11 protein-coding genes and 1 riboswitch are annotated in these 12,101 nt (G+C 44.1%); of the genes, 5 read left to right on the forward strand and 6 right to left on the reverse strand.

All coding sequences use genetic code 11. The annotated features are described in order from the left end of the window. Positions 1-96: 96 nt before the first annotated feature. On the forward strand, positions 97-2,109 hold the full coding sequence (locus CVV77_RS18215) for a Na+/H+ antiporter (RefSeq protein WP_100276142.1): 2,013 nt from the start codon (positions 97-99) through the stop codon (positions 2,107-2,109). Positions 2,110-2,153: 44 nt separating this feature from the next. On the opposite strand, the gene yvgO is transcribed toward CVV77_RS18215, so the two are convergent. Continuing rightward, positions 2,154-2,639 (reverse strand): stress response protein YvgO, encoded by a 486-nt coding sequence (gene yvgO, locus CVV77_RS18220; RefSeq protein ID WP_003240683.1) that lies wholly within the window; start codon positions 2,637-2,639, stop codon positions 2,154-2,156. A gap of 222 nt (positions 2,640-2,861) precedes the next feature. Here yvgO and pgoN point away from each other — a divergent pair, with 222 nt between their 5' ends. Continuing rightward, positions 2,862-3,692, forward strand: a complete 831-nt coding sequence (gene pgoN, locus CVV77_RS18225; protein ID WP_019259462.1) for a glyoxal/methylglyoxal reductase — start codon at positions 2,862-2,864, stop codon at positions 3,690-3,692. A gap of 32 nt (positions 3,693-3,724) precedes the next feature. On the opposite strand, the gene modB is transcribed toward pgoN, so the two are convergent. Together modB and modA are read right to left on the reverse strand one after the other, a co-directional pair. Beyond that, entirely contained in the window at positions 3,725-4,417 is a 693-nt protein-coding gene (gene modB / locus CVV77_RS18230) for a molybdate ABC transporter permease subunit (RefSeq protein ID WP_138140507.1), read from the reverse strand. After that, positions 4,389-5,171, reverse strand: coding sequence for a molybdate ABC transporter substrate-binding protein (modA, locus tag CVV77_RS18235; protein WP_100276143.1), 783 nt, complete (start codon positions 5,169-5,171; stop codon positions 4,389-4,391). Before modA ends, modB begins: the two co-directional genes overlap by 29 nt. Positions 5,172-5,281: 110 nt before the next feature. On the opposite strand from modA, the gene CVV77_RS18240 reads away from it, so the two are divergent. Then, entirely contained in the window at positions 5,282-6,208 is a 927-nt protein-coding gene (locus CVV77_RS18240; protein ID WP_100276144.1) for a substrate-binding domain-containing protein, read from the forward strand. A gap of 26 nt (positions 6,209-6,234) precedes the next feature. Here the strand turns inward: CVV77_RS18240 and CVV77_RS18245 are convergent, their stop codons facing one another. Beyond that, positions 6,235-8,088 carry an LTA synthase family protein gene (locus CVV77_RS18245; protein ID WP_100276145.1) on the reverse strand — a complete coding sequence of 618 codons (1,854 nt, stop codon included), beginning with the start codon at positions 8,086-8,088 and terminating at the stop codon, positions 6,235-6,237. A gap of 98 nt (positions 8,089-8,186) precedes the next feature. Then, entirely contained in the window at positions 8,187-8,669 is a 483-nt protein-coding gene (locus tag CVV77_RS18250; protein ID WP_100276146.1) for a metal-dependent hydrolase, read from the reverse strand. 166 nt (positions 8,670-8,835) lie between these two features. On the opposite strand from CVV77_RS18250, the gene sspJ reads away from it, so the two are divergent. Both sspJ and CVV77_RS18265 read left to right on the forward strand, forming a co-directional pair. Beyond that, positions 8,836-8,976 carry a small acid-soluble spore protein SspJ gene (gene sspJ, locus CVV77_RS18255; RefSeq protein ID WP_003240697.1) on the forward strand — a complete coding sequence of 47 codons (141 nt, stop codon included), beginning with the start codon at positions 8,836-8,838 and terminating at the stop codon, positions 8,974-8,976. Between the two features lie 118 nt (positions 8,977-9,094). Then, positions 9,095-9,274: riboswitch (Lysine riboswitch) on the forward strand. Positions 9,275-9,377: 103 nt separating this feature from the next. Then, the gene (locus tag CVV77_RS18265; protein WP_019259456.1) at positions 9,378-10,781 is read left to right on the forward strand and encodes an amino acid permease; all 1,404 of its coding nucleotides are present in this window, start codon (positions 9,378-9,380) and stop codon (positions 10,779-10,781) included. A gap of 333 nt (positions 10,782-11,114) precedes the next feature. Here CVV77_RS18265 and CVV77_RS18275 read toward each other — a convergent pair whose 3' ends face one another. Next, positions 11,115-12,062 carry an iron-hydroxamate ABC transporter substrate-binding protein gene (locus CVV77_RS18275; protein WP_100276147.1) on the reverse strand — a complete coding sequence of 316 codons (948 nt, stop codon included), beginning with the start codon at positions 12,060-12,062 and terminating at the stop codon, positions 11,115-11,117. Positions 12,063-12,101: the final 39 nt, after the last annotated feature.

Genomic DNA, 12,101 nt, shown 5'->3' on the forward strand with positions numbered 1-12,101 from the left:
CGGAATGTAGGGCCATCCTAGCCTAGAGCCTCTTTTAAACAAGCAGCTTCATCGACTCATCATGCACAAACACAACAGACGAAGGAGGTCATGCATTTGGACATATTTTTAGTTGTTCTCGTTTTATTAACGATTATTGCGATATCCAATATCGTGAACCGGTTTATTCCGTTTATTCCAGTGCCTCTGATTCAGGTGGCGCTTGGGATTCTTGCCGCCTCATTTCCACAGGGGCTTCATTTTGAATTAAGTACTGAATTGTTTTTTGTTTTGTTTATCGCGCCTCTTCTATTTAATGATGGGAAGAGAACGCCGCGGGCAGAGCTTTGGAATTTAAGAGCCCCGATTTTATTGCTTGCACTCGGTCTTGTATTTGCGACTGTGATTGTAGGAGGCTACACGATTCACTGGATGATTCCTGATATTCCGCTGGCAGCGGCCTTTGGACTTGCGGCCATTCTTTCACCGACTGATGTCGTCGCTGTCAGCGCATTATCAGGAAGAGTGAAAATGCCAAAAGGGATTCTTCGCCTGCTTGAAGGGGAAGGGCTGATGAATGATGCATCAGGTCTGGTAGCCTTTAAGTTTGCGATTGCGGCAGCAGTGACTGGTGCATTTTCATTAGCACAAGCGGCTGTCAGCTTTGTATTTATTTCTCTCGGAGGCTTGCTGTGCGGGGTTGTCATTTCGTTCTTCATTATTCGTTTTCGTCTCTTCCTGCGCCGCCTTGGTATGCAGGATGTCACGATGCATATGCTGATTCAAATTCTGACGCCGTTTGTCATTTATTTGGCAGCGGAAGAAATCGGCGTTTCCGGCATTTTGGCCGTTGTGGCGGGAGGCATTACCCATGCAGTTGAACAGGATCGTCTGGAATCAACGATGATCAAGCTGCAAATCGTCTCCTCAAGTACGTGGAACATTATTTTATTTATTTTGAACGGCCTGGTCTTCGTTATTCTTGGGACACAGATTCCGGACGTCATTTCTGTCATTTTTAACGACACCGCCATCAGCAACATGAAGGTGATCGGCTATATCCTTGTGATCACATTTACGTTAATGCTCCTCAGATTTCTGTGGGTGCTGTTCTTCTGGAACGGCAAGTGGTTCTTTAATAAGGATCAGAACATTTATAAACCTGGTCTTCGTTCGACGCTGTTAATTTCGATTTCCGGCGTGCGCGGAGCTGTAACGCTTGCGGGTTCTTTCTCCATACCGTATTTTCTGGAGGACGGCACGCCGTTTCCGGAAAGAAATCTGATTCTCTTTCTAGCAGCCGGCGTCATTTTATGCACACTTGTCATTGCCACCGTTGTGCTGCCGCTTCTGACTGAAAAAGAAGAAGAGGACAAGGAACGAAATAAGAAGCTGCTGACGGCGAGACGCAAATTGATCAAAACAGCTCTCCAAACGATTAAAGAGGACATGAACGATACAAATAAAACAGCCTCTCTTGCGGTGATAGCTGAATACAATGAGAAAATGAAAAATCTTCGTTTTCAGCAGTATACATCATCTAATCGTATCAAAAAGCAAGAGCGAAAAGTCCGTGCGCAAGGGGTTAACGCTGAGCAAGAGGCTCTGGTGAAAATGCTGGAGCGAGGGGACATCCCGGAAGAAACGGCAAACGTGCTGCAAGAACGGTTTAATGAATTAGAAATTTTGTATGCCAACCCATTTAAGGTCGGATTATCAAAAACAAGGCTCAAGCGGCTAATGTATTGGATTTTCTTCGGTGAACATAAAAAGCCGGAGATGTCGATTTTAAATGAAGCGGGATTGATACGGGCAACGAGAGTGAAAACGGCAAAAGCAGCGATAGACTATCTGGAAAAACATAAAACGGAAGAACATAAAGAAGTGTTTTTATCTGTCATTTCGTTTTATAAACAGTTGATTTTCAGGCTGGAGCACAGCCATCATGAGCTGAAATCAAGCGCTCATTTTGAAAATCAGAAGCTGGAAGTGAAGCTGAAGGCTGTGCAGGCGATCAGAAATGAAATTCAGACGCTCTTTGAGGAGCGGGAAATTTCCCGAGACATCTCCCATGAGCTTCGCCAATACATTAATGATGTGGAAGCCGCCATGCTTGAAGGCGGTGAATAAAAGCAGCAAAAAAGCTGGCGTTAGAGCGCCAGCTTTTTTCAATACTAGGGGCGATGGAATTCGACAGTGCTGCCATCCCGGTCGAACCAGCCTCTGAAGGCCCAGTTGATCCAGCCGCCATCGCCTTTGTTTGTAAAGGTTCCGTCTTCAAATACCCAAATGCCGTACGTAATGCCGTCGTAAACGGCTGAGCCGTAAAATTGCACACCGTTTAAGTGATCTTCATATTCCTGGCTTAAATTAAATACCATGACGTTATATTTTTGGCCGGAGGCGTAGAAGGAAGACTCCATGAGGTTTTTCACAAATCCATCCCGGTTCTGTGCGGACTTAATGGCATCGGCGATCTGGTTGGCAATTCCAAGCACATCTAGGTTTACATTTAAACCTACCTCAGCGGCAGTTGTTCCGGCTGTTGTTGTCTGCGAGATCTTTGGAGCGGGGTTTTCTTCAGCGGAAGCTAAGGACAAAGGGGCAATTGTCAAAGCGGCACCAAGCGCAAGTGTCATTGGAATACGAATACGTTTCAATGTGGTTCCTCCTTTGTATATTGTGGTTTACACTATTCGCATACCCTGCTCACTTTTTTTGTAATCTCAATATTGTTAAAATAGGAAAAAAATAGTGTGTCAGTTTGACCGTGCTGTGAAAAAAGAAGCAAAAAGAGGCTCTTAAGCGTATTATTGGTATCTGCTGAGAGGAATGTGAGATAATATAGACACTTATATTTCATTGAAAGGGTGGATGTTCAAGTGGCAACAAGTTTAAAAGATACTGTAAAGCTACATAACGGAGTTGAAATGCCTTGGTTCGGTCTTGGTGTTTATAAAGTAGAAAACGGAAATGAAGCGACTGAATCAGTGAAAGCGGCAATTAAAAATGGCTACCGCAGCATTGATACAGCAGCGATCTACAAAAATGAAGAAGGCGTTGGCATCGGAATTAAAGAATCCGGTGTGGCAAGAGAAGAGCTCTTCATTACATCAAAAGTATGGAATGAAGATCAAGGCTACGAAACAACGCTTGCTGCCTTTGAAAAAAGCTTGGAAAGACTTCAGCTTGATTACTTAGATCTATATTTAATCCACTGGCCTGGCAAGGATAAATATAAAGATACATGGCGCGCGCTTGAAAAGCTGTACAAGGACGGCAAAATCCGCGCGATCGGCGTCAGCAACTTCCAAGTTCATCATTTAGAAGAACTATTGAAAGATGCTGAAATCAAACCGATGATTAATCAAGTGGAATTTCACCCGCGTTTGACGCAAAAAGAATTAAGAGATTACTGTAAAGCGCAAGGCATCCAGCTTGAGGCATGGTCTCCGCTCATGCAGGGACAGCTTCTGGATAACGAAGTGCTCGCACAGATTGCTGAAAAACACAATAAATCTGTGGCTCAAGTGATTTTGCGTTGGGACCTTCAACATGAAGTTGTAACAATTCCAAAATCCATCAAAGAACACCGTATTATCGAAAACGCTGATATTTTTGATTTCGAATTGTCTCAAGAAGACATGGACAAAATTGACGCATTAAACAAAGATGAGCGTGTCGGCCCAAATCCCGACGAGCTTCTGTTTTAATGAAAAACTCCCCGTCACGGACGGGGAGTTTTTTAGTGTGTGTTTTTCTGTTGAATGAAAAACAGCATCAAAAAGGAAATGCAAACGATACAGACGACCCACGCCCAGGCAAGGGCATTGTTGCCGGAATCCAATGCGACATAAATGGCCGTCGGCAGTGTTTGCGTGACACCGGGGATGTTCCCTGCAAACATGAGTGTGGCGCCAAATTCTCCGAGCGCCCGCGCAAGGCTGAGGATGCTTCCGGTCAGCAATGAAGGATAGGCGAGCGGGACGGAAATATGGATAAATACCTGCCAGCTGCTTGCGCCGTCTACCATTGCCGCGCCCTGTATATCGGGATCAATGTCAGCAAACCCGGTTTTGGCGGATTGATACATAAGCGGAAAGGCCACAACAGCTGAGGCAATCACAGCGGCCCACCAGGTGAAAATGACAGGCTGCTGAAAGACCCATTCGATGGCTTGTCCAATGAAACTGTGCTTTCCGAAAATGACGATCAAAATAAAACCGACAACAGTAGGCGGAAGAACGAGAGGAAGCATAAAAAAAGTTTCGAGAGCCGTTTTTCCGAAAAATGATGCCCGCGACATCCACGCTCCAGCCAGTGTTCCGAGAATAATGACAACAATTCCGGCAACTGCCGCCACTTGGAAGGAAAGCACAACAGGTGTGAAAAACTCTGAAGCGCTTATGCTATTCGGCAGTAAAACCATATTTCTCAAATACTTTCATTGCTTCATCAGATTGCAGGTAATCGTAAAATTCCTTCGCTTCCTTACGGTGTTTTGTATCTTTTACAATTCCTAACGGATAGACAATCGGGCTGTGTGTATCTGCTTTTGCCTCGTCAATGATGTTGACCTTTTTAGAGATCAGTGCATCTGTTTTATAAACAACACCTGCATCCACATTGCCGGTTTCAACATAAGAAAGAACTTGGCGAACGTCTTTTCCGTAAACGATCTTATCCTTCACTTTGTCCCATAGAGACAGCTTGGTCAGTGATTCTTTCCCGTAAGCTCCTGCTGGCACAGATTCCGGCGTTCCGAGGGCGATTTTTTCTGAGTCAGCCAGATTGCTGAAGCTTGTCACAGGCGACTCTCCGTTTTTCGGCACGACCAGCACAATTTCATTGCCGACTAAATCAGTGCTGTCTTTTTTGGCGATATCCCCATCATCCACCAGCTTTTGAAATTTATCCTCAGCAGCTGAGAAGAACAGATCTGCTCCTGCTCCTTGAGAAATTTGTTTTTGCAAGGCGCCGGAAGAGCCAAAGTTATCTTGGATTGTAATGTTTTGATGTTCTTTTTCGTAGTTCTTTTGGATTTCCTCAAGCGCATCCTGTGCACTGGCGGCAGCTGAGATCGTTAACGTTACTTCTTTCTCGCTGTCCGTTGAAGACTGGTTTGCAGAGCAGCCTGCTGCAAGCAGAAAAGCGGTTAAGGCTGCTGTTAACATGGAATACTTTTTAAACATGATTGCACCCCTTATGATTAGTTATATCTAATTATAACGGATTATGTTTGGTTTATGTGGGTTTTTTTACATTCGATGAAAAGGTATAATGAAGTAGGAGAGTGATGAATATGAATGAAACCTCTTCCTATACGATAGAAGAAGTTGCAGGTCTGCTGAAGGTATCAAAGCTGACCGTTTATGATTTGATTAAAAAAGGCATGATCCCTGCTTACCGTGTCGGCAGGCAGATGCGTGTGGATGAAGAAGATTTAAAGCAATATAAGATGAATATGAGAATGTCTCAGCCCATTGCTATAGCTGAAGAGCCGAAAAAGATGCAGGAGGCGGAGCCGGGCGGCAGACCGAATGTCATGATCAGCGGACAGGACATTTCGATGGATCTGCTCAGCAAGCATTTGGAGAAGATCATCCAGGAGACGCCGCTCCGCAAATACAAAGGAAGCTTAAACAGCCTGATTGATATGTATCAAGGCAAGTGTGACATTGTCAGCCTCCATTTATACGATGCCGAAACGAGGCAGTATAATGCGCCTTATGTAAAACGGATTTTGTCAGGTGAACCGTTTTGTCTGATCAATGTCGTTCTCCGCAAAGCCGGACTGTATGTTCAAAAAGGGAATCCGAAAAACATTCAAGGCTGGGAAGACTTGAAAAGAACCGATATCCGGGTCATCAACAGGGAAAAGGGTTCGGGCGCAAGGGTGCTCCTTGATGAACAGCTTGGCTTGCTTGGTGTGAATTCGGCTGATGTAAAGGGATACAGCGATATCGTGACCGATCATTACGCTGTCGCTTCACAAGTTTCAAGCGGACAGGCTGACGCGGGAATCGGAGCGCAGCATGCTGCACATATGGGCAGTGTTGATTTTATCCCGCTCATTGATGAACAATATGATATCGTCATTTTGAAAAAACATGAGCAGCTGCTGAAGGCCGTGAAGGAGATCTTGAATTCTGAGGAATACAAGGCGAATCTGTCTCATTTAAACGGCTATCAAACGAAGCTGACCGGCAAAGTGATGTTTGAAACGTAAAAAATCCCTCTGTAAAGAGGGATTTTTTATTCATAAAAACGGAGCAGGTCACCGTTTAAGATTTTATCAGAGAGAGAAAGTTCTTCGTTTGCTTTCTCCTTATAAGAAAGGCACGCATCCTGATCTTCCAGCACTTCCCCTGTTTTTTGGCTGTAGCACGTGTTTTTCGTGTATACATAGTCGTTCGTAATAAAACTGCCGTTTCTCAGCACGGCGAATGGGGTGCGGTCGTTGGACAGCAAATCATTGCCAAATTGAATATTGCCTTTTGTATCAACGCCGAGCAGATGCATCAGTGTCGGCCTGACATCGACCTGCCCTCCGGCATCAGGGATGGTTTCTGGCTTTTGATCTGTGATTCCCGGGATATGTATGATAAACGGCACCCGCTGGAGCTGAACGTTGTCATACGGCGTGATTTCATTTTTTCCTAAAAACTCAGCCATCGCATCGTTATGGGCTTCTGAAATGCCGTAATGATCTCCCATAAATACAATCATCGAATTTTCGTATAAGCCTTCGTCCTTCAGCTTTTTGATAAAATGTTTCAATGCCTCATCTTCATAGCGCACCGTGGTCACATAGCGGTTTAACAGGTCGCTGCTTGAATCGTATTCATCAATCAGCTGATCCTTCTCATCGATCTCAAACGGAAAATGATTCGTTAACGTGATGAAACTGCTGTAAAACGGCTGCGGCAGGCTTTTCAGCTTGCCGGCGGACTGTTCTAAAAATTCCTTATCCTTTAAGCCCCAGCTTGTCGATGTCCCGGGAGTGACATGGAAATCATCAACATCAAAAAAGCGGTCAATCCCAAATGATTTGTACATCACATCTCGGTTCCAAAATGTTTTATGGTTGGCGTGAAAGACGGCTGAATAATAATCATGTTGCTTCAGCGATTTGTACATCGTATGAAATTGATGGTCGCTTTTCGTGAAAAAGACGGCGCCGCTAAGGGAAGGATACAGTGAGTTAGCGACGATGAATTCTGAATCAGATGTTTTGCCTTGTTCGGTTTGCTGATAGAAATGATCAAAGTAATAGCTTTTTTTGATGAGATCATTCATGAACGGAGTGATTTCTTTTCCATTTACCTTTTCATTCAGAACAAAGCTTTGGGTCGATTCAAGCGTGACAAAAATGACATTGCGCCCCTTTGCCACCCCGAATTTGCTTGGGTCAGGCTTGCTGTAGTCTGCTTCTGTGTAGTTTTTAATGGTGGTCATGCTGTCTTCATCTGCAAATGCTTTCGCGCTTATATTCACAGTCTGAGAAATCGTATCGTAGATATGGAACTGAAACAGACCGATGCTTTTGACGAGCATTTCCCGGTCAAAGGAATGTGCCAAAAGCTTCGGCTGCTGTACTTCTGCAAGTGCCAGGGTGCATAGAATCATGCCGCAGGAAGCTGCATAGTACCGTTTGACTGTGCGGGGGGCGGCTTTTGTCTGCGGATGCTTCTCTTTTCTGGCCAGCAGCAGAAGAAAAACCAAATCCGCAAACAGGGCGATAAACAGAGGATTAAACAGTTCTTTTACACTGCTGCCCATATCGCTCATGTTACTGGCCTGAAACAAAACCGGGATGGTAATAAAATCGATATAAAAGCCGTAAAAAATCGTATTGGAGATCAAGATAACAGTCAGAACCAAATTGGCAATCAGCAAAAAGACCCGCTGTTTGTTTTCTTTCAGAAGCAGGCCGATCCCGAATAAAGGAAGGATAAAGCTGAGCGGATTGATCAGCAAAATCAGCTCCTCCAACAGAGTATCAATCTGCAAATCAAAGCCCAGTTTATAAATCACATACGTTTTGATCCACATGAATACGATCGAAAAACATAAAAACCGCTGATTGTGAAAAAAGGTTCCTTTCATCAATATGACTCCTCACGTTTCCTTGATCTCTGCATGAAATGCTTCTTATGTAAAACCTACTAAAAACAGTCCGTTCAGACAAGTGTCAGCACTCACGTTTAAAACATGCGCCCATGAAACAGCATATAAAAATAATAACATGAAGCAATTGTCAGGCCGGCTAACACAAGCTGCTCAGAAAAACTGCCTGTCTTCATATATAATGGGAGCCGTACGCGAATCGTTGAAGGGAATAATAATTTGATTCCGTTCACCGTCCAAGCGTCAAGAACCAAGTGGCTCGCCATTCCGATCATCAGCCCGGTTGATATGTTTTTATTTGGAATATATGTGGCTGTGATAAAAAACATGATGAGCAGAAACAGCAGGCTGTGCGTAAAGGTTCTGTGTCCAAAAACAGAGCTGACCGCTTTCGATAAGATAGGAAATCTTCTCCCGATTTTGCTTTGTGTGTGGCAGATATCGGGAATTAATGCCCCAACCGCGCCGGACGCAGCCATAAGCACCGGATCAAATCCATAATAATAAGCCGCTGCCGTACAAGAAGCGATGCCTCCCATGATGTGTGTTTTTCCTGTCATTTCTCGCTTCTCCTTTTATCTTTTGCAAAAATCTCTGAATTACAAATATATCAAGAGAATGTATGTTTGATCAACAGGACTTTGGACGATAAAAAATTTCCCGCATAATTTTTTAAGGAAAAAGGCATCTTAAAGATGTACCTATTTTCTAAAAGAGGTGATTCGAATGGGTTTCTTTAATAAAGATAAAGGAAAACGTTCTGATAAAGAAAAAAACGTAATCCAGGGAGCTCTTGAAGATGCCGGTTCAGCTCTAAAAGATGATCCGCTTCAAGAAGCTGTGCAAAAAAAGAAAAATAATCGATAAACCACAATGCGGATAGGGCTTGGCTCTATCCGTATTTTCCATCTGTTCCCTTTGACAGATCACTCTTTCTTTGATAACCTTCTGGAAGTAACTGAATATTTAAATCCTCACTCTTTCTCGGTGAGGTAGAGGTTGCGCGGATGATGAGTCACACATGCCAGGCTGACAGGGGCTGTTAAACATGTGTAAAAGGCATCAGCGCCGAAGTGTGGAGAAAGCCGATCCTTCTCTATGCTGGGACTGTATCTGAATAAGTGCAGGACTGCCGCGTGCTTTTTCGCGGAGGGCTATCCGGAGATCAAGGGTGTGTGTTTCTTTAAGCATGGACTTTTGTTCAGGCTTTTTTTGCGTTTACATGATCTCGGGGTCTGGTCCGTACAAAGAATCATGGAGGTACTGGAATGGAACAGACGAAAAAATGGGGTTTTTGGTTATTAACGGCGTTTGTCGTTGGAAATATGGTTGGATCAGGAATTTTCTCCTTGCCGAGCTCGCTTGCTTCAATTGCGAGTCCGTTAGGCGCCACGTCCGCCTGGCTTTTGACAGGTGCCGGTGTGCTGATGATTGCACTTGTCTTCGGGCACTTGTCCATTCGCAAGCCTGAACTGACAGCGGGGCCGCAAAGTTATGCAAGAGCGCTGTTCTCTGATCCGAAGAAAGGGAACGCTGCCGGTTTCACAATGGTGTGGGGCTACTGGGTGGCGAGCTGGATCAGTAACGTAGCGATCATCACTAGTCTCGCCGGTTACTTGACTTCGTTCTTCCCGATCTTGGTTGATAAACGTGAAATGTTTTCGATCGGCGGGCAAGAGGTGACACTCGGCCAATTGATGACGTTTGCTGTATGTACGATCTTGTTATGGGGAACGCACACGATTCTTGTTGCAAGCATTAACGGTGCAAGTAAATTGAACTTTGTCACAACGCTTTCTAAAGTATTAGGTTTTGTCTTCTTTATCGTTGCCGGATTGTTTGTGTTTCAAACGACATTATTCGATCATTTTTATTTCCCGATTCAAGGAGAAAACGGCACAAGCATTGGAATTGGCGGCCAGGTGCATAACGCCGCGATTTCTACACTGTGGGCGTTTGTCGGAATTGAATCAGCGGTTATCCTGTCCGGCCGTGCGAGCTCTCAGCGTGATGTGAAACGTGCGACAATTACCGGCTTGCTGATTGCTTTGAGCATTTATATTATTGTGACTTTAATTACGATGGGTGTTCTGCCGCATGATAAGCTTGTCGGCTCTGAAAAACCGTTCGTTGATGTGCTTTATGCGATTGTCGGAAACGCGGGAAGCGTCATTATGGCACTTTTGGCAATCCTTTGTTTATTCGGAACGATGCTCGGCTGGATATTGCTTGGCTCTGAGGTCCCATACCAAGCCGCTAAAGCAGGAGATTTCCCGGCATTATTTGCGAAAACGAATAAAAAAGGAAGTCCGGTTATCGCACTAATTATTACAAACGTTATGTCACAGGTCTTCATTTTCTCGGTTATTTCCCGGACAATAAGTGACGCATTTACATTTTTAACGACAGCGGCAACGCTTGCGTATTTAATTCCATATTTGGTATCAGCGATCTACAGCTTGAAGCTTGTCATCAAAGGCGAAACGTATGACCAGCTGAAAGGCTCCCGTGTAAAAGACGGATTGATTGCAATATTAGCATGCGCGTACTCAGTGTTTGTTATCGTAACAGGCACAGCGGATTTAACGACATTTATTCTCGGCATCGGTTTATTCTTTGTCGGTTTGATCGTTTATCCATTTGTTTCTAAAAAGTTCCAGAAAGAAAAATAAGCATAACAAAAGACACCTGATTTGCTTTGTCAGGTGTCTTTTTTATAAAAACGCAATCTCTCCTGTTCGTAATCCGATCGTTAAAATAGCTGACAGGAGAGCTGAAAGCAAAAAACGTTTTTTCAGCCCCTCCAGAAACAGAACAATTACTAATATAAATACAAGAAGCACATCAGAAAAAGGTTTTCCGATATAAGCCCGTTAAAAAACTGATCGCGATGATGATACAGCTTCATATGAATTGAGTAAGAAAATATCCCATGTGGATCAAAATGAACCGCACCTTTTATTGAATTGAATGAAAAAAGAGCCGCAGGCAGGCGGCTCTTTTGTTTATTTTGTTAAGCTTTCCGTAATAAACTTCAGCTGGCCCTCCAATGAAATCGGATCTGTGAAATAGAAGCCAATGGGGTCAATCTTATAGACATGGTCATTTTTAACGGCGCTTAGGTTCTTCCAAATGGAGCTGTCAAATACGCCGCCATCGTCACCGCCTGATTGCCATGGGCCTGCGAAAATATAATCCCCGGCGAAGTCAGGGAGCTTCTCTAATGAAATACTTGTATATCCAGGGCCTTGGTCAATGGCTTTTTCCTTTGTCAGCTTTGTAGCCTGCAGGCCGAGATCTTTGTAAATGATGCTTCCGCCTCTTCCGAAATCTTTACCGAATACGTAAATGTCTTTTCCGTTCGTTTGCATAATAGAAATGGTTTTGTCACCGACGGCTTTTTTGATTTTTGTTTTAGCTGACGCAACTTTTTTATCCCACTCAGCCAGCCATTTTTCGGCTTTATCTTCAGTTCCCGTCATTTTTGCAAATTCTTTCAGCTGTTCGATGTTGTCGAGCTTATCGTATTTTACCGCGACAGTCGGCGCGATTTTTTCAAGCTTTTTCATATCAGCGCCTTGCGTTGTCCAGACGATAATCAGGTCAGGGTTCAAATCAATGACTTTTTCAACGGAAGTGCCGTCTCCGATGTTTGTGACACCGTCGGTTTTTCCTTTGTAGTAAGGGTTTTTAAATACATTCTCAGGCGCACCGACGACGTTGATCCCCAGTGTTTTGAAGTATCCGTAGTAGCCGTCTGCCATGACAACCACTCGTTTAGGGTGCTTAGGAATTTTTATATTTCCGTTTTCAGCCTTGTATGTAAAGGTTTCTTCGTCTTTTGAATCAGAGGAAGAGCCTTTGCTTTCTGAGTTATTTCCGCAGGCTGCCAGCGCTGCAATCAATAGGAGGGCAAAAAACGCTGCTCCGATTTTCTTGTATGTATGGATCATATCTCATACCTTCTTTCTGAAAGATAGATGATAAAGAGA

The sequence above is a fragment of the Bacillus sp. SN1 genome (assembly GCF_002796895.1).
Lineage (GTDB): Bacteria > Bacillota > Bacilli > Bacillales > Bacillaceae > Bacillus > Bacillus inaquosorum.